General features: G+C 67.3%; 18 protein-coding genes. 8 read left to right on the plus strand and 10 right to left on the minus strand.

Going from position 1 to position 18532, the window contains the following annotated elements; translation table 11 throughout:
* Positions 1-217: 217 nt before the first annotated feature.
* A complete protein-coding gene (locus AC5RVZ_RS24420) occupies positions 218-979 on the minus strand; it encodes an isoprenyl transferase (protein ID WP_494014372.1) in 762 nt (253 codons plus the stop codon).
* Between the two features lie 124 nt (positions 980-1103).
* On the opposite strand from AC5RVZ_RS24420, the gene trhA reads away from it, so the two are divergent.
* On the plus strand, positions 1104-1865 hold the full coding sequence (gene trhA / locus AC5RVZ_RS24425) for a PAQR family membrane homeostasis protein TrhA (protein WP_494068216.1): 762 nt from the start codon (positions 1104-1106) through the stop codon (positions 1863-1865).
* 33 nt (positions 1866-1898) lie between these two features.
* On the opposite strand, the gene AC5RVZ_RS24430 is transcribed toward trhA, so the two are convergent.
* The 3 genes from AC5RVZ_RS24430 to mca all read right to left on the minus strand — a co-directional run bounded on the left by AC5RVZ_RS24430 (position 1899) and on the right by mca (position 5402).
* On the minus strand, positions 1899-4064 hold the full coding sequence (locus tag AC5RVZ_RS24430; RefSeq protein WP_494068217.1) for a thioredoxin domain-containing protein: 2166 nt from the start codon (positions 4062-4064) through the stop codon (positions 1899-1901).
* A 2-nt stretch (positions 4065-4066) separates the two neighbouring features.
* The gene (locus AC5RVZ_RS24435; protein WP_494068218.1) at positions 4067-4426 is read right to left on the minus strand and encodes a hypothetical protein; all 360 of its coding nucleotides are present in this window, start codon (positions 4424-4426) and stop codon (positions 4067-4069) included.
* Positions 4427-4487: 61 nt separating this feature from the next.
* On the minus strand, positions 4488-5402 hold the full coding sequence (mca, locus tag AC5RVZ_RS24440; RefSeq protein WP_494068219.1) for a mycothiol conjugate amidase Mca: 915 nt from the start codon (positions 5400-5402) through the stop codon (positions 4488-4490).
* A 54-nt stretch (positions 5403-5456) separates the two neighbouring features.
* On the opposite strand from mca, the gene AC5RVZ_RS24445 reads away from it, so the two are divergent.
* On the plus strand, positions 5457-5906 hold the full coding sequence (locus AC5RVZ_RS24445) for a DUF4307 domain-containing protein (RefSeq protein WP_494068220.1): 450 nt from the start codon (positions 5457-5459) through the stop codon (positions 5904-5906).
* A 269-nt stretch (positions 5907-6175) separates the two neighbouring features.
* Positions 6176-6667: a transcription elongation factor GreA gene (gene greA, locus AC5RVZ_RS24450; RefSeq protein ID WP_494001468.1), complete on the plus strand. Its 492-nt coding sequence runs from the start codon at positions 6176-6178 to the stop codon at positions 6665-6667.
* A 94-nt stretch (positions 6668-6761) separates the two neighbouring features.
* Here greA and AC5RVZ_RS24455 read toward each other — a convergent pair whose 3' ends face one another.
* The 5 genes from AC5RVZ_RS24455 to AC5RVZ_RS24475 form a co-directional block, all read right to left on the minus strand.
* Positions 6762-7337, minus strand: coding sequence for a rhomboid family intramembrane serine protease (locus tag AC5RVZ_RS24455; protein ID WP_494068221.1), 576 nt, complete (start codon positions 7335-7337; stop codon positions 6762-6764).
* Between the two features lie 2 nt (positions 7338-7339).
* On the minus strand, positions 7340-8578 hold the full coding sequence (ilvA, locus tag AC5RVZ_RS24460) for a threonine ammonia-lyase (protein ID WP_494001470.1): 1239 nt from the start codon (positions 8576-8578) through the stop codon (positions 7340-7342).
* Positions 8575-9852: an AI-2E family transporter gene (locus AC5RVZ_RS24465; RefSeq protein WP_494068222.1), complete on the minus strand. Its 1278-nt coding sequence runs from the start codon at positions 9850-9852 to the stop codon at positions 8575-8577. The genes ilvA and AC5RVZ_RS24465 overlap by 4 nt, the downstream gene beginning before the upstream one ends.
* Before the next feature lie 37 nt (positions 9853-9889).
* Entirely contained in the window at positions 9890-10816 is a 927-nt protein-coding gene (locus AC5RVZ_RS24470; RefSeq protein ID WP_494068223.1) for an aldose 1-epimerase family protein, read from the minus strand.
* Between the two features lie 83 nt (positions 10817-10899).
* The gene (locus tag AC5RVZ_RS24475) at positions 10900-11742 is read right to left on the minus strand and encodes a Bax inhibitor-1/YccA family protein (protein ID WP_494068224.1); all 843 of its coding nucleotides are present in this window, start codon (positions 11740-11742) and stop codon (positions 10900-10902) included.
* 277 nt (positions 11743-12019) lie between these two features.
* On the opposite strand from AC5RVZ_RS24475, the gene AC5RVZ_RS24480 reads away from it, so the two are divergent.
* The 5 genes from AC5RVZ_RS24480 (at position 12020) to AC5RVZ_RS24500 (ending at position 16789) form a co-directional block, all read left to right on the plus strand.
* Positions 12020-12316, plus strand: a complete 297-nt coding sequence (locus tag AC5RVZ_RS24480) for a GroES family chaperonin (protein WP_494068295.1) — start codon at positions 12020-12022, stop codon at positions 12314-12316.
* A 318-nt stretch (positions 12317-12634) separates the two neighbouring features.
* On the plus strand, positions 12635-13960 hold the full coding sequence (locus AC5RVZ_RS24485; protein WP_494068296.1) for a branched-chain amino acid ABC transporter permease: 1326 nt from the start codon (positions 12635-12637) through the stop codon (positions 13958-13960).
* 11 nt (positions 13961-13971) lie between these two features.
* Positions 13972-14952 carry a branched-chain amino acid ABC transporter permease gene (locus AC5RVZ_RS24490; protein WP_494001474.1) on the plus strand — a complete coding sequence of 327 codons (981 nt, stop codon included), beginning with the start codon at positions 13972-13974 and terminating at the stop codon, positions 14950-14952.
* Positions 14953-15026: 74 nt separating this feature from the next.
* Positions 15027-16022 (plus strand): ABC transporter ATP-binding protein, encoded by a 996-nt coding sequence (locus AC5RVZ_RS24495; RefSeq protein WP_494001870.1) that lies wholly within the window; start codon positions 15027-15029, stop codon positions 16020-16022.
* Positions 16019-16789, plus strand: coding sequence for an ABC transporter ATP-binding protein (locus AC5RVZ_RS24500; RefSeq protein WP_494068225.1), 771 nt, complete (start codon positions 16019-16021; stop codon positions 16787-16789). Before AC5RVZ_RS24495 ends, AC5RVZ_RS24500 begins: the two co-directional genes overlap by 4 nt.
* A gap of 232 nt (positions 16790-17021) precedes the next feature.
* Here AC5RVZ_RS24500 and AC5RVZ_RS24505 read toward each other — a convergent pair whose 3' ends face one another.
* Positions 17022-18416, minus strand: a complete 1395-nt coding sequence (locus AC5RVZ_RS24505; RefSeq protein ID WP_494068226.1) for an ABC transporter substrate-binding protein — start codon at positions 18414-18416, stop codon at positions 17022-17024.
* Between the last annotated feature and the right edge of the window lie 116 nt (positions 18417-18532).

Here is an 18532-nt window from a genome sequence, read left to right on the forward strand (position 1 = left end):
GACGGTCGGGCCACCAGGCCGGAACCGGCCTCCCCCGATGCGGCTTTCGCTGTGCGCATCAAACTGGTGGCCTCCCGATCAATCTGCGGTTTTGCCGACTGATAGTCCTAAATTACGCGGATGTAATTCACCAAGACAAGGGTCCGGAAGAAATCGTTTCAATGAATTCTGCGTAACGGGGACGGATGCCGGCCCGCCGCCCGCTCCGCCGGCCGCGTCAGGCGCCGAAACGGCGCTGCCGGCTGGCGTAGTCGCGGAGCGCCCGCAGGAAGTCCAAGCGCCGGAAATCCGGCCACAGGGCCTCACAGAAGTAGTATTCGCTGTAGGCGCTTTGCCACATCAGGAAGCCGGAGAGCCGCTGTTCGCCCGAGGTCCTGATGACCAGGTCCGGGTCCGGCTGGCCGCTGGTGTAGAGATAGCCGGAGATGTCCTCGACCGCCAACGCATCCGCAACGTCGGCAAGGCTCTTGCCTTCCGCGTCGGCATGGCGCAGCAGGCCCTTGACGGCGTCAACGATTTCCCGCCGGCCGCCGTAGCCCACGGCCACGTTCACGTGGACGCCGTTTACACCGGCGGTCTGCTCCCCCAGGTCGCTGAGTTTGGCCGCGAGGTCCGCCGGGAGTGTCTCCAGCGCGCCGACGGGATGGACGCGCACGTTCTTGCCCTCGCCCAACCGGTCCAGGGTGTTGCCAATGACACCCAGCAGTTCGCGCAATTCGTCTTCGGAACGGCCCATGTTGTCCGTGGAGAGCATGTAGAGGGTGACCACTTTGATGCCCAGGTCGCCGCACCAGCCCAGGAACTCCAGGATCTTGTCGGCTCCGGCCTGGTGCCCCTCCCGGGTGGGCGCCCCGGCCAGCCTGGCCCAGCGCCGATTGCCGTCGACGACCACGCCGATGTGGCCCGGGATCCGGTCGGGCGCCAGCGAACGTTGCAGGCGCCGCTCATACAGGCGGTACAGGACGCCGGGAAGAGACACCGCACCCCGCCTTCCTGATCGCCCGTTCACGACTTAGAATTCTATCCCCCCGCCCGGCCGGTTCCGCGCCACCCGTTGTTACCGACCGGTAACAAGGAGTGGCGGCCGCCGCTAGAATAACCGCATGAGTGAACATGGCGCCGCCACCGGGCCCTCCGGTTACCGGGGCGGCTACGAGGATTCCGCCGCCCGGCGGGAGGCGACGGACGGCCCCATCGAACGGGCCGTGGAGCAGGTAGCCGACGCGCTCAACATCAAGCCGAAGTTCCGTGGCTGGCTGCACGCGGGGGCCACGCCGCTGGCCCTGGCGACCGGGATTGTCCTCGTGGCGCTGGCACCCACGGCAGCGGCCAAATGGGCCTGCGCGGTCTACGCGGTCACGGGCCTGCTGCTCTTCGGCGTCAGCGCCGTCTACCACCGCGGCAACTGGAGCCCCCGCGTCAAGCTGGTGCTCAAGCGCCTGGACCACACCAACATCATGCTGGTCATCGCCGGAACGTACACGCCGCTGGCCTGGTCACTGTTGGAACCGGCGAAGGCCACCTTGCTGCTGTGGCTGATCTGGGCCGGCGCCATCGCGGGCGTCGGGTTCCGGGTGTTGTGGCCCCACGCGCCGCGCTGGCTCTATGTCCCGGTTTATTGCGCACTCGGGCTGGCCGCGCTGTTCTACCTGCCCGACTTCTTCGCGGCCAGCGTCCCCGCGGCGGTCCTGATCTGCGCGGGAGGGGTCCTCTACATCGGCGGTGCGGTGGTGTACGGGATCAAGCGGCCGAATTTCTCTCCCACCTGGTTCGGCTTCCACGAGCTGTTCCATGCCTGCACCGTGGTGGCTTTCGTCTGCCATTACCTCGCCATCATGATCGCGGTGCTCGGCAACTCCGGTTGACGGTCACCACGGGCGTCCGGAATAGTGCCGGACTCAGCCTGCTCCCGCGCCCAGCTCGGCCAGCAGGCCGTCGACGGTTGCCACCGGCCGCCGGCACACCATCCCGCGGCACACGTAAGCCAGCGCACCTTGCTCCGGGACGGGCTTATCGGCCAGCAGCGGCGGCGTCCCCTCCGGCCGCCGCGCCTCTCCGGACCGCGCGACAACCAAACCCGGGCTGCCGGTTGCCCGCGCCGCGGCTATGAGCTCGGCGGCCGCGTCGGGTCCCCCCGTGACCGCCAGCTCTACCGGCCCCGCCGCCAGAGCCTGCGCAGCGGCGAGGCCCCACCCGGCGGCACGCGGTGCACGCACGGCAATCCGCTCCAGATACCCCAGCAGCCGGCCCGCCAGCTCCCGGTGCCGGGCGGAGCCGCTGTAGGCGGCATAGGTGGCCAACGCGCCGGCCAACAGGCCGGTGCCGCTGGGAGTGGCGCTCTCCAGCGGATCCGCGGGCGGAACGGATCCGGCGGCGGCAGCCACCTGGGCGGCGGGGGCCGCCTGGTCGCTCAGCTGTCCCGCCTCCAGGAACACCTCCTCCGCGCGCAACACCAGCGCTTCCGCGGCGGCATACCAGCGGGGCTCCCCGGTGGCCGCATACAGCGAGAACAGCCCCTCCGCACAGCCGGCGTAGTCCTCCAGCAAACCTTCGAAGTGCTGGGCAGTACCGTTGTGCGACACCCGGGCAAGCCGGCCGGAGCCGTCCAGGTGCACGGCCAGCAGGTAGTCCGCGGCGGCCACCGCGGCGGCGATCAGGTCGGGCCGCCCCAGCAGCTCGCCGGCTTCGGCCAGCCCGGCCACGGCCAGGCCGTTCCAGCCGGCGACAACTTTTTCATCCCGCTCCGGCTGCGGCCGTTCCCGCCGGGCGGCCAGCAGCACCGGACGCAGCCCTTCCCAGCGCTGCCGCTCGTCCGGTTCCAGCAGCCGTCCCGGGTGCAAGGTCGAGCCGGTGGCGGTGACGTTGCCCGGCTCGCGCACGCCCATCACGGAGGCGACCCAACCGCCGTCGTCGGCGCCGAGCAGCTCCCGCAGCTCTGCCGGGGACCACAGGTACGTTGCGCCTTCGTGGTGGACACCGTCGACGACGGTGTCGGCGTCGAGCGAGGACGCAAACCCGCCGTGCGCTAACCGCAGCCGGTCCACCATCCAGTCCGCCGTGCCGGCCGTGACCGCGCGCCCCAGGTCCCTCTCGGCCTCGACCGAAGACTGGAAGGCCCACTGCGCATACACGCGCAGCAGCTGGACATTGTCATAGAGCATTTTTTCGAAGTGCGGCACGGACCACTGACGGTCCACCGCATAGCGGGCAAAGCCGCCCTCCACCTGGTCGTACAACGCGGACCCGGCCATGGCCTGCAGCGTCCGGGACGATAGTGCGGCGGCCTGGCCCGCCGTGTCGGACCGCGAGGCTCCGGCATGCCGGAGCAAGAAGTGCAGCACGGCCGACGGCGGAAATTTGGGTGCCGCGCCAAACCCGCCGAAGACGGTGTCCTCCTGCCGCGCCAGGACCTCGACGGCCTGCTCGAGGATCGGGCGGCCCGCACCCCAGCCGCCGGCGGACACCTGTACGGGTCCCGGCCCCGGCCCCGGATCGCCGGACCGATCGGCGGCGGCGTCGTCGGGCCCCTGAGTGAGGTCCCCGACGAGCTCACGGTTGGCTTCGCCCGCCTGCGCGAGGGCCTCGGCCAGCGAGGCGGCAGTGGTTTCAACGGCGTCCCGGCGCTGCTCCCAGGCTTCATGGACCGCCTGGAGCACCTGGCGGAAGGATGGCTGGCCCGGCAGCGGCCGCGGCGGGAAGTAGGTGCCGGCATAGAAGGCCCGGCCGTCGGGCAGGGTAAACACGCTCATCGGCCAGCCGCCCTGGCCGGTCATCAACTGCGTGGCCGCCATGTAGACGTTGTCCACGTCCGGGCGTTCCTCCCGGTCCACTTTCACCGAAATGAAATGCTCGTTCAGGTACCGGGCCGTGGCTTCGTCCTCGAAGGACTCACCGGCCATCACATGGCACCAGTGGCACGCCGCATAGCCGACCGAAATGAAAACAGGCACGTCGCGCAGACGTGCCTGTTCAAAGGCCTGGTCACCGAACGGCCACCAGTCCACCGGGTTCCCGGCATGCTGCCGCAAGTAGGCCGAAGCCTCCGAGCGCAGTCTGCCGGCCATGGTTACTCCCGGCGGTCCGGGCGGCCCGAGCGGCCGCTGCGTTCGTTCGGGCTCCCCGTTTCGGTGCCGCCGCCGTCCGCGTACCCGCGCGCGCCCCCGCCGGCAGGGCCTGCCTGCCCGGACGCTTCAGGGCCGGCCGCGGGCGAATCCTGGCCGCCGCTCTCCTCCACCTGGGCGCGGTAGCGCACCCGCCGGATGCGCCGGCTCATGTCCCAGATCAGGAAAACCACCACGGCCGCGAGGCCAAAGGTGAAGAAGAAGCCCCAGGGCCCGGGCGAAACCTGGTCAGCGTCCAGGCCGGGCCGGAGATTGGGTTCGCCGGCACCGGCGGCGACGGCGGCAAGGATCTGGATCAGGGGCAAGTTTCAATCTCTTTCTCGCTGCGTCCCGGAAATTCGCTCCGGTGCTGGTTGGCTGCAAGGTCTATCTTATGCCCGCGAAAAAATCCGTTTCCGGCACGCTGGTCACCACCCGGGCGTGGATCAGCGAGAAATCCTCCCACGGCCAGACGGTCCGCTGCATCTCCTCCGAGACCGCGAAGAAGAACCCGGTGGGCTCCACCTGGGTTCGATGCGCCAGCAGCGCGCGGTCGCGGTGACGGAAAAAGTCGCCGCAGTCGATCTGCGTGGTGGTGCGGTGGTTGGGCATGGGCGGCTGGTGCCCCTCGGCGTCGGCCTCCAGCCACGCCGCGAGGCGTGCGGCGTAGGGCGACTGCAGCCCGGCTTCCTCCAAGGCGTAGTGCAGTGCGCGGAACCGTTCCGGGTTGAACGCGCGGTCATAGTAAAGCTTGAGCGGCTCCCAGGGACTGCCCGCGTCGGGGTAGCGCTCCGGGTCACCGGCAGCGTGGTAGGCCTCCACCGCCACCTTGTGGGCCATGATGTGGTCGGGGTGCGGGTAGCCGCCGTTCTCGTCGTAGCTGATCACCACATGCGGGCGGAATTCGCGGACCAGCTTCACGAGCGGAGCCGCAGCCCGTTCCAGGGGCAGCGTGGCGAAGCAGCCGAACGGCAGCGGCGGCAGCGGATCCCCTTCCGGCAGGCCCGAATCTGCGAACCCCAGCCAGCGATGCTGCACGCCCAGCTCGGCGGCCGCCCGGGCCATCTCTACCCGCCGCAGGCCGGCCAGGTCCCGGTGCGCCTGCGGATCGGAGGCGGCCTCCGCGTTGAGGATGTCTCCGCGTTCGCCGCCGGTGCAGGTGGCGACGAGCACCTGGACGCCTTCGGCGGCATAACGCGCCATGGACGCGGCGCCTTTGCTGGATTCGTCGTCCGGATGGGCGTGGACCGCCAGCAGGCGCAGTCCCTCACTCTGCGCCGGCTTGGCTGCATCGAAGCTCACGTGGCTGCTCCTGGGAAATCTTGCGTGGGTGGGTGGGAAGCTAAACTTGAGGGCGTGAGCACCTCCGGCCCCCGAACTCCTCAGACTCCCCCCAGCTTAACGGTTTCCGAACGTTACGGCACACCGCGGCGGACGCTGTCCCGCCGCAGCAAACTGGCACTGGCCGGCGGGGCCCTGGGCGTGGCCATCATCGGCGCCGGTTTCTTTGCCCTGGGCCAGGGCGGGCCGCAGATCGAGAGCAAGGACGTGGGCTTTGCCGTGGCCGACGCCGGTCACATCACCGTGGACTTCCAAGTCACCAAGGATCCCGAGGCCACCGTCCATTGCGCGGTCCAGGCCCTGAGCGAGAACTACGCCGTCGTCGGCTGGAAGGTCGCCACGATCGGGCCCGCCGCGGAAGGGGATACCGCCGATACCACCGCGCACCGCGTTCAGCTTAGGACCGAATCCCTGGCCGTTTCCGGCGGCGTGGACAGCTGCTGGCCCGCCGGCACCGGCGGCTGACCCTCCCGCCGGGCGCGCCCGGAGGCATGCCATTCCAGGCTGTCGCGGTTCTTTTGCCACCGGGTTATTGGGAAAACCGGCGTCGGCTGACTACAATTGAGCAAATACATTGCCCCGCCCCCCGGTGAACTGGGACCTCCCAGAACGAATGATTCACCTTTACGGCGGGGTCTTTGCATGGAGTGGCCGCCACCTTGGCGGCCTTTTGTGCAAAGAGCCACCGTGCCGGCCCGCCTCCAGCGGTACCGGCAGCAATTAAGGAGAACTACGTGTCCACTTCCAGCGCACCCGTCGCCTGGCTCACTCAGGAAGCCTACGACCGTCTGAAGGCTGAACTGGATCACCTTTCGGGCCCCGGCCGGGCAGAGATTGTCGACCGCATCGAACAGGCCCGCTCCGAGGGGGATCTCAAGGAAAACGGCGGTTACCACGCCGCCAAGGAAGAACAGGGCAAGGCCGAGGCCCGGATCCGTCAGCTCACCGACTTGCTGCGCAACGCCCACGTGGGCGAGGCACCCGCTGACGACGGCATCGTAGAGCCGGGCATGGTCATCGAAGCGAAGATCGCAGGCGACACCGAGCGCTTCCTGTTGGGCAGCCGCGAGGTCGCCGGCGAATCCGAACTGGACGTGTACAGCGAAAAGTCTCCGCTGGGTGCTGCCATCCACGGCCTGCGGGCGGGAGAATCCACCACTTATGCTGCGCCTAACGGCAAGCAGATCAGCGTGGAGATCATTTCCGCCAAGCCTTACGCCGGCTGATTACGCACCATCATCGTCGAAGGCGGGCTCCTGCGGGAGCCCGCCTTCGGCGTATGCGGCAGCAGGCGTCAGCCCGCGCGCGCCGGGAACGGGTTCAGCGAAGGCCCCGCCTGCGGCGCAGCAGCACGGCTGCGGCGACTCCCCCGGCCGCCCCGAAAAGGTGCGCCTGCCAGGAGATCCCGGGCAGCGCCGTCGGCAGGACTCCCCACAACACCGAGCCGTAGGACAGAAAGATGACCACGGCCAGCAGGATCTGGCGCCAGCTGTGATTGTAGAAGCCACGCACCAACAAGTAGGCCAACAGCCCGAAGACCAGGCCGGAGGCGCCGATGGTCAGGCCGGCACCGGTCAGCCAGACCCCTAGCCCGGAGGCCAGCCAGCTGCAGGCGAGCACCACGCAAAACCGCCGGATTCCTTCCAGCAGCGTCAGGAACGCGAGTACCAGCAGCGGGACCGTGTTGCTCAACAGGTGGCCGGTGTCGGCGTGCAGCAGCGGCGCGAACACCACACCGTCAAGCCCGTCGAGCCGGCGGGGCGCGATGCCCAGCAGCAGGCTGAAGTACCCGCCGGCGAAGATGTTGACCAGGAAGACCACCCAGAGCAGTGCCGCCAGTGCCCCGGCGCCGGCCAGCGCCGGGGCGGGGCGCAGTCCACGGCTTCCGGCGGCCACGGTCAGTGGACGACGATGGGCTGGAAGCCAGCGGCGCGGAGGCTGCCGAGCACCAGTTCGCAGTGCTCGTGGCCCTTTGTCTCGATGTCGATGGTGATGGCCACATCGCCCATGCTGATGGACCCGCCGATGCGGGTATGGTCCACGCGCGTGACGTTGGCGTCCGATTCGGCGATGATCCGCGAGATCGTGGCCAGCGAGCCGGGACGGTCGTCGAGCATGATCCGCACGGACATGAACCGGCCGGAAGCGTACAGCCCCCGCTGGATCACCTTCAGCATCAGCATGGGATCTATGTTTCCGCCGGAGAGGATCACTGCCGTGGTGCCCGGGTCCGGGATGACACCTTCCATGAGCGCGGCGACGCCGACGGCACCGGCGGGTTCGACCACCAGCTTGGACCGTTCAACCAGGAAGATCAGTGCGCGGGCCAGGGCGTCCTCGCTGACCGTGACCACGTCGTCGACCAGTTCCCGGATGATGGAGAACGGCAGCTGCCCGGGCCGGCCGACGGCGATACCGTCGGCCATGGTGGAGACCTTCTGCAGCGGCACCAGCGCATCGGCGGCCAGGGAGGGAGGGTAGGCGGCCGCATTCTCCGCCTGCACGCCGATCACCCTGATCTCGCGGCCCAGCTCCTTCGCCCTGGCCTTGACGGCCGTGGCGACCCCGGCCAGCAGTCCCCCGCCGCCGACGCCCATGACGATGGTCTCGACGTTGGGGACCTGCTCCAGGATTTCGAGCCCCAGCGTGCCCTGTCCGGCGATGATGTCGGGGTTGTCGAACGGATGCACGAAGACCGCTCCGGTCTCGTCTGCGTAGCGCTGCGCCTCGGCGAGGGCCTCGTCCACGTTGTGGCCGTGCAGCACGACTTCGGCGCCGTGGCCCCGGGTGGCCGCGAGCTTCGGCAGGGCGACGCCGAGCGGCATGAAGATGCGGGCCTTGATGCCCAGGCGGGCCGCCGCCACCGCGACGCCTTGCGCGTGGTTTCCGGCGGAGGCAGCCACCACGCCGCGTGCCTTCTCCGCATCGGACAGCCCGGCCATCCGCACGTAGGCACCCCGGACCTTGAACGACCCGGCCCGCTGCAGGTTTTCGCATTTGAAGAACACGTCGGAGCCGACCATCCGGCCCAGCGCGCGGGATTGTTCGATCGGCGTCTTGGCGATGATCCCGTCGAGGGTTTTCCGGGCGGCTTGGATGTCGTCGAGCGTGACGGGAAGCTGGGCGGTGACTGTCACTTGTCGGTCTCTTTTCTGTGCAGCAGGACGCGGCGTCGGCGGGAGGGTTCCCGGTCTGAGGGCTCGGGGGGATTTCCGGGACCCGGCGAAGCCAGTGCCGGTTCCGGCGCCCGGTAGGGCTCTTCCACCGGTGGCGGGGCGCCCAGGGCCGGGTCTGTTTCCCATCCGCGGGCGGCGATGTACTTCACGACCGCGTTGAGGATCGCGAGCAAGGGGACGGCAAAGAGTGCGCCGGCGACGCCCGCGACCATGGAGCCGCCGGCCACGGCCAGCACGACGGCCAGCGGATGCAGCGAGACTGCCTTGCCCATGATCAGCGGCTGGAGCACGTGGCCCTCCAGCTGCTGAACACCCAGCACGATGGCGAGCATGATCAGCGCGTTGACCCAGCCGTTGGCCACCAGCGCCAGGAGGACGGCGACGAACCCGGTGAGCAGGGCACCGACGATCGGGACGAAGGAACCAAGGAATACCAGGACGCCCAGCGGAAGTGCCAGTGGCACGCCGATGATGGCCGCGCCCGCGCCGATGCCGACGGCGTCAACGAAAGCGACGAACATCTGGACCCGGATGTAGTGGACCATGGAGGTCCAGCCCTTGCGGCCGGCGCCATTGCTGGCCGCCCTCGCCTTCTTGGGCAGCAGGCCGACCATGAAACGCCAGATCCGGTCGCCGTCGTAAAGGAAGAAAATCAGCGCGAAGATGGTCAGCAGCAGTCCGGTGACCAGGTGTCCGGCGGTGGACCCGACGCTCAGGGCGCTGGAGAAGATCGCGCTGCTGTTGTTCTGCAGCTGGTCCAGGCCTTCGTTCAGGTAGTCGTTGAGTTGTTCGTTGGTCAGGCGGAGCGGCCCGTCGGTCAGCCAGCCCTGGACCTGGCCGATGCCTTGCATCACCTGGTCCCACAGCTCGCTGAAGCCGATGTAGAGCTGCCGGCCGACCAGGGAGAGCGCCCCGCCGATCAGCCCGAGGAAGCCCAGGATGGTGATGACGACCGCCAGGCTCTTGGGAACCTTGGCTTTTTGCAGGAACCGGACGACGGGGGAAATCAAGGCGGCGATCAGGGCCGCGACCATCAACGGGATGATCAGCAGCGAGACGAAACTGAGCAGCCAGACCAACAGTCCGCCCACCACCAGGATCAACCCCACCCGCCACGCCCAGGCCGCGCTGATCCGCAGCGCATAGGGAACGTCCTCGCGGACGTGGTGTTGGCCGTCAACTCCGGCCAAACGTCCGGCCGGCAGCGGACGGTTTTCGGGGAAGGACCGGTTCATACACCCAATAGTTTCATACTGTGACCCAGCCGTGCGTTCAGTGAAGCTGCGCCGTAATGCCCCAGCTCCCGCCGAACGTTGCACCGGGCTCCAGCCATTCCAGCCCCAGGCCGGAATTGAAGCTGTTGGCGGGTGCCGTCATCGGTTCCACCGCGACGGCGCGGTCCCGGCCCGGATATTTTGTGGTCACCAGGACATGGACGTAGCGGAAGGTTTCGTCCTGCCACAGCCGGACCTGCGAGCCGCTCTCCGAGGCGAGGGCGGTCACCGCGCGGCCGCCCGGGCCGGCGGACAGGGCGGTGTAGCCGTGATCGATGTCCAGCTCCGCCACCCGGCTTCCGCCGCGCAGGTCGGTCTGGCCGGTGACCGGGACATCCGCCGTCGGAATCATGGTGTGCCGGTTGGTGGGAAAGTACCGCGCCGCCGGCACGGTCAAGGTCAGCCGGTCGGCGGGTTCGTCTCCGAGCCGGATGAAGGGATGTGCGCCCAGCGCCACCGGCGCCGCGGCCGCGGACAGGTTCCGCAGTTCCTGCCGGACGGTCAGGTCGCCGGCCTCGTCCAGGGAGTATTGGGCAACATGGCTGAGCCGGAAGGGGTAGCCGTGCTGGGGGAAGATCTCCGCCTGGAGCACGACCGCGGACCCTGTGCGGTCGACCAGCCGGTAGCCGGTGTTGCGCAGCAGCCCGTGGCTGGCGTGGCCGCGGCCCGGTTCCGTGATGTCCAGTTGTTGGACGGCGCCGTCCAACTCCCAACGGCCTCCCTCCACCCGATTGGGCCAGGGCGCCAGCAGGATGCCCGAGGCCGAGGGTGGAATGCTGTCGTCGGCGAAGGTCTCGGTCAACTGCACGCCCTGTTTTTCGAAGAGCCGGAGGCAGCCCGCCAGTTCGGTGACCACGGCCCGCGATCCGGCGCGCCTCAGTTCAAACTGCTCGCCGGTCGCTGCCCGGCTGCGCTGGCCCGTCATGGTTCCACCGTAGCGGGTCGCCGCTTAAACAGCCGACCCCGGCGCACGGCCGGGGTCGGTTGGTTGGTAGGGAGAACGGCTGATTACTCGTCGCCGCGGAGGATGGCGAGCAGGCGCAGGATCTCCACGTAGAGCCAGACCAGTGTCACGGTCAGGCCGAAGGCGGCCGTCCAGGAGTACTTGCGGTCCACGCCCTGCCGGACGCCCTGCTCGATCGAGGTGAAGTCGACGATCAGGGAGAACGCGGCCAGGCCGATGGCCAGCAGGCCGATGATGACGCCCAGCGGGATGCCGATGCCCATGATAGTGATCACCGCGCCGCGCATTCCCCACTGGTTGTCCAGCACGCCGAACCACATCAGGCCCAGGTTGACCAGGGAGAAGAGCGCGTAGCCGATCAGCGCGATCATGAAGAAGCGCATGGCCTTGGGGGTGGCGCGCACCTTGCCGCTCTTGAACAGGGCCAGCGTGACGGCGAAGACGCACACGGTGCCCAGCACGGCCTGCGGGGCCACGCCGGCGTACATGGAGTCGATGACCATGGACAGGGCGCCGACGAACAGGCCCTCGGCGGCGGCGTAGGCCAGGATGAGGCCCTTGGACGGTTCCCGCTTGAAGGCGTTGACCAGCCCGAGCACCAGGCCGGCGATCATGCCAGGAATCAGCAGGATCGGGAACATCCAGCCGATCGCACCGCCGACGACCACCAGGGACAGGCAGGCCAGGGTCTTGAGGATGACGTCGTCATAGGTCATCCGTCCGGTCTGGGCGGGGCCCGCCGACGGCTGGTTGTACAGATCCTGCAGCTGCTGGCTGGAAAGCTGGGTCTGGCCGGCGAGCACGGCAGAGCCGGCTCCGGCAGGTCCCGCGGGCGAGCCGCGGAACGCCTTCGGGTTGTTGAAAACCGGATTTCCTCCGATTGCCATCTTGTTGTCCTCCATCGTCAGGGGGCGAGCTATTGCTTAGACTACCAATCCCAACGAACAACACGGCAGAAAATTCCTTGACTGGCCGGTGAACCCGGGTCGGGCAGCGGCGTCGACCTCCGGCGGCCTGTCTGGGGAGTAAACCTGCGCCGGCAGCAGCGCCGCCCTGCGGCAGCCTCGCGGCGGGGCCCGCCTGCCCGGGTAGAATGCTGTGGTGACGTCCCGCAGTCCTTCCAAAGCGCCCCGCTCCTCCGCCCGGGCCAAGCTGCCCCTGCGCATGCTCCATGACCGCATCCTCGTGGCTCCGGACCAGGACAGCAGCGAGCGCCGTTCCTCCTCGGGCATCGTCATTCCGGCCACCGCCGTCATGGGCAAGCGCCTCGCGTGGGCCGAGGTAGTCGCCGCCGGCCCGCACGTGCGCCAGGTAGCGGTCGGCGACCGGGTGCTCTTCGACCCCGAGGACCGCGCCGAAGTCGAAGTCAACGCCGCCGACTACACCCTGCTCCGCGAGCGCGACGTCCAGGCCGTCTCCCAGCCCGAGGAAGCGGACAGCGGCACGGGGCTCTACCTCTAGATCTCTACCTGTAAATTCGGGGCCCTTCCTGCAGTTCCCGGGCGCCCTGCCTGAAGCTTCCCGCAGGGACGCCTCTGGTTTCCCGCGGGGTTGCCGGCATCCGGTAGCCCGCCTGTTCCCAGAGGCCGATACGTTTCATCGATGCTAAATGACGGCTTCACAGTTGTTACCTGATCGCGACAGAACGCACCCTCCCGCCGCCCGTGACGCAGGTAACATAAACGACACGTCCGTGATTTCCGTCACAGACACTGTCAGCGCCTGCCGGTGATCCGGCGGACCACACCCCCCACTGTGGAGGTTCATATCTTGATCGCGATGCCGAAGCTCGTTCGGCCATTGGGGACACTGCTCGCCTTACTGGCGATCATCGCGGGCATTATCTTGTCCGCGCCCCCCTCACTGGCTTCGACCACCTCACCCGAGCCCACCCCCGGCGCGACGACGGGGACCGCGCCGGCGGAGCCCTTCCGCGATACGATCAGCGGCGTCCTGCGCAATGCCGACGGCCCCGTCGTGGGGGTGCGGATCACGGCGACGGGCGAAGGATTCACCGGCGAGGCGACCACCGGCGAAAACGGGTCTTGGTCGATCGGTGTCCCGAAACGTGGATCCTACCAAGTCGAAGTGGACGTCTCGACCTTCCCGGAGGGAGTGGAGCTCGCCGAGGGCACACCGAATCCGCGGGAAGTCACCTTCACCAACACTTCCAACGCCGCGGCCATCTTTCCGCTCGGTGAAGGCATCGTGCTCCAGGGCGCCGGTTTCGGCGAGGTCTTCGTCGAGCGTCTCATTGCGGGCCTGAGCTTCGGCCTGCTGCTGGCCCTGGCCTCGGTGGGGTTGTCCCTCATCTACGGCACCACCGGCCTCACCAACTTCGCACACGGCGAGATGGTCACCGTCGGCGCGGTGCTGATGTTCGGCCTCGCGCTTGTCGGCCTTCCGGTGTGGCTGGCCATGCTGTTGGCCATTGTCCTGGGCGGCGCGTTCGGCTGGGCCCAGGACGCCTGGCTTTGGAAGCCGCTGCGTCATCGGGGTACCGGACTGATCCCCATGATGATCATCAGCATCGGCCTGGCCCTGGCTGCCCGCTATGTCATCCAGTTCAACTTCGGCGGCGCCACGCAGCAGCTGCCGCAGGCCCGAAGCCCCATCCTGGAATTTGGCGAGATTTCGATCAGCCGCAACACGCTGCTCTCGTTGGTTGTCAGCCTGATAGTGATCATCCTGATTGCCATGCTGCTGCTGAAGACCCGGCTGGGCAAGGCCACCCGCGCCGTCGCCGACAACCCCGCGCTGGCGGCAGCCTCCGGGATCGATGTTGACGGCGTCATCCGCATCGTCTGGACGGTCGGCGGGGTGCTGGCCGCGCTGGGCGGCATCCTCTGGGCCTATTACCGCCCCGGTGTCACGTTCAACATGGGCCAGCAGATCCTGCTGCTCGTCTTTGCCGGCGTCATTCTCGGCGGCCTGGGCACCGTGTTCGGCGCCCTGGTCGGTTCGGTCATCGTCGGCATGTTCGTCGAACTGTCGACGCTCTGGCTGGAAGCAGACCTGAAATACGTGGGCGCGCTGCTGATCATGATCGTCGTCCTGCTGTTCCGGCCACAGGGCATCCTGGGCCGCCGAGAGCGCGTGGGTTAGGAGGCAACACCATGGATTTCCTAAACATATTTACCAACGCCCTGGGCGAAATCATCAGCCCGACGACGGCCGCCTACGCCTTGGCGGCACTCGGCCTGGCCGTCCACTTCGGCTATTCCGGCCTGCTGAACTTCGGCCAAGCCGGTTTCATGGCTATCGGTGCCTACGGCTTCGCCATTCCCACGCTCGAGTGGGGCGTGCCGTTCTTTGTCGGCGTCTTGATAGCCCTGATCGGCTCGGTGATCTTTGCGCTGTTGCTGGGCATCCCCACCCTGCGCCTCCGGGCGGATTATCTGGCCATCGTCACGATCGCCGCAGCGGAGATCATCCGGTACGTGGTCACCACGAACGACCTGACGGACATTACCGGTTCGGCCAACGGCCTGGCTGCCTTCGAAGGCGGGTTCTTCGCGCTGAACCCCTTCCCGCAGGGCGCCTACAATTTCGGCCTGGTGACCCTGAACGAACGCGGCCTCTGGATCCGCGTCGTCGGCTGGGGCCTGGTGGTGATCTGCTGCCTGCTGGTGTTCCTGCTGATGCGCAGCCCGTGGGGCCGGATCCTGAAAGGCATCCGCGAGGACGAGAACGCGGTGCGGGCCTTGGGCAAGAACGTGTACTCGTACAAGATGCAGGCCCTCATCATCGGCGGCCTGTTCGGAACAATGGCCGGCATGGTGTTTACGCTCCCCCGCGGAGCGGTACAACCAGCCAACTACCAGACGGAGCTGACATTCTTCCTCTGGACCTGCGTGCTGCTGGGCGGCATGGCCACCGTTCTCGGCCCGGTTATCGGCGCCATGCTGTTCTGGGTAGTCCTCTCGCTGACCCAGGGACTGCTCTACGGTGCCATCGAGGCGGACTACATCACCTTCCTGACAACCACACAGGCAGGACAGCTCCGCTACATCCTGGTTGGCATCGCCTTGATGCTGCTGATGATCTTCAGGCCCCAAGGCGTGCTGGGCAATAAGAAAGAACTGGCATTCACATGAGCGAACAAGACCGCACCACCGCTGCCGGGGCCACCGCCGTCCCGGAACAGGCCGACCAGCCGGGCACCGACTACATGACGGACACGCGTCCCATTGCTGCCGACGAACCGGGCCCCGGCTGCCGGAAACGGGATCCCATCCTCGTCGCGAAAAACGTGACCCGGCAATTCGGCGGGGTCAATGCCGTGGACGTGGAATATCTCGAGATCCCGCGGCACCAAATCACGGCGCTGATCGGACCCAACGGGGCGGGCAAGACCACCCTGTTCAATCTGCTCACCGGGTTCGACATCCCCCAGAGCGGCGAGTGGTCCTTCGAGGGGCATTCCCTCGCCGGCGTGCCGTCCTACAAGGTGGCCCGCATGGGCATGGTGCGCACGTTCCAGTTGACCAAGGTCATGGGAAAGCTCTCCGTCATGGAGAACATGCGCCTGGGTGCAACGGGCCAGTCCGGCGAGAACCTCTTCAAGGCCCTCTTCAAGAACATCTGGGGGCCCAAGGAACGGGAAATCACGGATCAGGCCGACGTTTTGCTGGCCAAGTTCAAGCTCGACACCAAACGGGACGACTACGCAGCATCGCTCTCGGGCGGCCAGCGCAAGCTGCTGGAAATGGCCCGCGCCCTGATGGTCCGGCCCAAGCTGGTCATGCTCGACGAGCCGATGGCCGGCGTCAATCCCGCCCTGACGCAGTCGCTGCTGGAGCATGTCAGAAATCTGAAGGCCGAGGGCATGACCGTGCTGTTCGTCGAACACGACATGCATATGGTCCGCCACATTGCGGACTGGGTGGTGGTCATGGCCGAAGGCCGGATCGTGGCAGAAGGTCCGCCCGGCGTGGTCATGAAGGATCCAGCTGTGATCGACGCGTATCTGGGCGCCCATCACGACGTCGACCTGGGCGACGCCGAAGGCGTCGAAGCGCTGGAGGAAGAGCTGGCGCAGGACGCGGAGTCGGTCGTGGGCACGGATGCCGAGGGCGTCCTGGGCCGCCACATCAGCGAGCAGGATTCCAGCGCGGAAGAAGCAGGCAACGCCGACCGCGGAACCAGAAGGAAGGACCGGCCATGAACGCGCGCCGTATGGAAACGACTCCGGAAGCCGTGGCGCCGGGGGAACCGGTGGTCACCGTGACGGAATTGGTGGCCGGCTACCTGCCCGGCGTCAATATCCTGAACGGCTGCAGCATCGAGGCCCGCCAGGGCGAATTGATCGGCATCATCGGCCCGAACGGTGCCGGCAAGTCGACCCTGCTCAAGGCGATGTTCGGCCTGGTCAAGGTCCATTCCGGCACCGTCGTGGTGCGCGGCCAGGACCTGACGGGGCTGAAAGCGAACAAGCTCGTCAGCCGCGGCGTCGGGTTCGTCCCGCAGAACAACAACGTTTTTTCGACGCTGACCATCGAAGAAAACATGGAAATGGGCATGTTCCAACGGCCCAAGGACTTCAGGAAACGCTTTGATTTCGTGGCGGGTATCTTCCCGGAACTGGCCAAGCGGCGCGCGCAGCGGGCGGGCTCGCTCTCGGGCGGTGAACGCCAAATGGTGGCGATGGGACGTGCCCTGATGATGGACCCGGCGGTGCTGCTCCTGGATGAGCCTTCCGCCGGCCTTTCTCCGGTCAAGCAGGACGAGACGTTCCTGCGGGTGCACGAAATCAATCGGGCCGGTGTTTCGGTGATCATGGTAGAACAGAACGCGCGCCGCTGCCTGCAGATCTGCGACCGCGGTTACGTCCTGGACCAGGGCAAGGACGCCTACACCGGAACCGGCCGCGAACTGCTGAAGGATCCGAAGGTCATCCAGCTCTACCTTGGCACGCTCGCGGACACCGCCTGAGACCCCAGCCTCACCTCGAAGGCGGCGCCTGTCCCCCGGGCGGGCGCCGCCGTCGTGTTCGGCTACTCCATGCCAGGCCCCGCCGCCCGCCCGGCCGGTCCCACGGCGGCCCTCTGTTGCCCCGCACCGCCTTCGCAGCCCGGTCCATGACGTCCGATCCCGGGAGCACGGCAGAGGGCCCCGGCCGGCGGCCGGGACCCTCTGCTGTGTTGCCCGTAGTGCTGGAGCGGCCTTACAGCTGGCCAAACTCCTCGCGCTTCGGCTGCGGTACGTTGGTGTCGTCGTACTCGTAGATGCCGATGTAGGCCTCGGTCGGGTCACCGTTCTCGTCGAACGAGATCGGGCCGGAGATGCCGTCGTAATCAATGTCTTCACCGTTGCGCAGCAGCGTGACACAGCCGGCAAAGTCGAAGCACTTTTCACCTTCGGCGGACACGCCCTGCATCTCCTTGGCGATGTCCTCGCCCTTGGTGCTTCCGGCGGCCTCGGCTGCCAAGGCCACCAGGTTCACCGCATCGTAGGACTCACCTGCGTAGGAGTAGGAATTGAGTTTGTCGTCCATCTCCGCCAGCGCCGCCTGGAAATCTTCCTTGGCGAACGTTCCGGGAATCGTTCCCTGTGCCCCGGCCATAGCGCCCGGATCGAGGTCCGCGCTCAGGTCCGAGGTGTTGCCGTCCACCAGGAACATCTGGTCGGGCGTGACTCCCTTGGACAGCAGCAGCGGTGCGATCGACTTGATCTGGTCAAAGGTGATCAGCGCGATCGCGTCGGGCTTGGCGTTGACGACGGCGTCTACCTGCGAGCTGAACTGGGAGTCGCCCTCGTTGAACATCTCGGTGGCCACAACCTGGCCGCCGGCGCCTTCAAACGCCTGCTTGACGTTCTCCGCCAGGCCGGTGCCATAGGCGTCGTTCAGCACGATCATGCCCAGCGTCTGGGCACCGCAGGACACCATGTAGCTGCCCAGCGTGCGGCCCTGCAGCACATCCGACGGCGCGGTGCGCCAGTACAGGTTGTTGTCGTCCCAGGTGGTGAAATCCGGCGAGGTGTTCGCCGGGGAAATCTGCACCACCCCTGCGCCGGTGATCTGGTTGATCACGGTCTTGGAGACGCCCGAGGACGCTGCGCCTACGACGGCGCTGACATCCTCGCTCAGCAGTTCGGTCACGGACTGGGTAGCGATGTCGGTGGTGGTATCGCCGGAGTCGCGCTGGATGGTTTCCACGTCCTTGCCCAGTACGCCGCCGGCCTCGTTGATCCGCTCAACGGCCAGCTCGACGCCCGCGACTTCCGGCGGGCCCAGGAAGGCCAGCGAGCCGGTGGCAGGCAGCAGCGTACCGATCTTCAGCGGGGTATCAGTGGAGCCCTTCGTCTCGGGAACGGCCGAGGGATCACCCGTCGCGCCTGCCGTGGGACCCGCACCCTCCCCCGCGTCGGGACACACCAAACCGGAGGCACCAGCCGGTGCCGATGTGCCGGCTCCCCCGCCGGTCTCCGAGGGCGTGGACGTCCCCCCGCCGCACGCCGAGGCAAACAAAGCGATCCCCAAACCGAGCGCGGCCATCCTTCCCGCGCGTGCGGTGTTGCCGCCGGTGCCGAAAAGCACTGCATTGTGTGTTGCAGTCATGTATGTTTTCTCCTCGATCGAAAGGTCCGCGAACCTTTGATGCGATCACCAGGTATTCCTGATTACAGAGAAAACTAGTCCAATTTGTTGTTGAAAATAAGCGTTTTGGGTTACAT

This window comes from Arthrobacter sp. Cza30, from assembly GCF_059090765.1.

What these genes read in the sequence shown, in the direction of transcription:
- AC5RVZ_RS24475 (WP_494068224.1), bottom strand. Translation starts at nt 11,742, where the DNA reads ATGGCAATCGGAGGAAATCCGGTTTTCAACAACCCGAAGGCGTTCCGC.
- AC5RVZ_RS24465 (WP_494068222.1), bottom strand. Translation starts at nt 9,852, where the DNA reads ATGAACCGGTCCTTCCCCGAAAACCGTCCGCTGCCGGCCGGACGTTTG.
- AC5RVZ_RS24495 (WP_494001870.1), top strand. Translation starts at nt 15,027, where the DNA reads ATGACGGACACGCGTCCCATTGCTGCCGACGAACCGGGCCCCGGCTGC.
- AC5RVZ_RS24470 (WP_494068223.1), bottom strand. Translation starts at nt 10,816, where the DNA reads ATGACGGGCCAGCGCAGCCGGGCAGCGACCGGCGAGCAGTTTGAACTG.
- AC5RVZ_RS24490 (WP_494001474.1), top strand. Translation starts at nt 13,972, where the DNA reads ATGGATTTCCTAAACATATTTACCAACGCCCTGGGCGAAATCATCAGC.
- AC5RVZ_RS24430 (WP_494068217.1), bottom strand. Translation starts at nt 4,064, where the DNA reads ATGGCCGGCAGACTGCGCTCGGAGGCTTCGGCCTACTTGCGGCAGCAT.
- AC5RVZ_RS24500 (WP_494068225.1), top strand. Translation starts at nt 16,019, where the DNA reads ATGAACGCGCGCCGTATGGAAACGACTCCGGAAGCCGTGGCGCCGGGG.
- AC5RVZ_RS24485 (WP_494068296.1), top strand. Translation starts at nt 12,635, where the DNA reads ATGCCGAAGCTCGTTCGGCCATTGGGGACACTGCTCGCCTTACTGGCG.
- AC5RVZ_RS24480 (WP_494068295.1), top strand. Translation starts at nt 12,020, where the DNA reads ATGCTCCATGACCGCATCCTCGTGGCTCCGGACCAGGACAGCAGCGAG.
- trhA (WP_494068216.1), top strand. Translation starts at nt 1,104, where the DNA reads ATGAGTGAACATGGCGCCGCCACCGGGCCCTCCGGTTACCGGGGCGGC.
- AC5RVZ_RS24505 (WP_494068226.1), bottom strand. Translation starts at nt 18,416, where the DNA reads ATGACTGCAACACACAATGCAGTGCTTTTCGGCACCGGCGGCAACACC.